Source organism: Parasediminibacterium sp. HNIBRBA5674 (assembly GCF_056745525.1).
The window spans coordinates 1-411 of sequence record NZ_JBQWIE010000112.1 but is presented as its reverse complement, the minus strand read 5'-3'; the positions used below and the strand labels follow the sequence as shown (position 1 = coordinate 411).

Below are 411 nucleotides of genomic sequence, written 5' to 3'. Positions count from 1 at the left end.
GCATTAACTAGAGTTTTTGTGTATGTACCTGCTGTGGTGTAAACTGTACCATTGAATGTATATGAACCACCTGCACAGATACTTGCGTTTGTTGTAGAAGCACTTGTCGCTTTTACTGTTAGATTCAAAGTTGCAACTGAATCGCAACCTACTGCATTAACTAATGTCTTGTTGTAAGTACCTGCTGCATTTAATGTTAAGCCATTCCAAATGTATGGTAAGGCACTTGGACAAATGCTTGTATTTGTTGTACTTGCACTTGTCGCTTTTACAGTTAAGTTTAATGTTGCAACTGAATCACAACCTACTGCATTAACTAGAGTTTTAGTGTAAATACCTGCTGTGGTGTAAACTGTACCATTGAATGTATATGAACCACCTGCACAGATACTTGCGTTTGTTGTAGAAGCA

The 411-nt window shown here is 37.7% G+C and carries 1 protein-coding gene; it reads right to left on the bottom strand.

The window, feature by feature from the left end:
- On the bottom strand, positions 1-411 hold a 411-nt coding region (locus tag ACT9TX_RS18490; RefSeq protein ID WP_481340607.1), incomplete at both ends, for a hypothetical protein.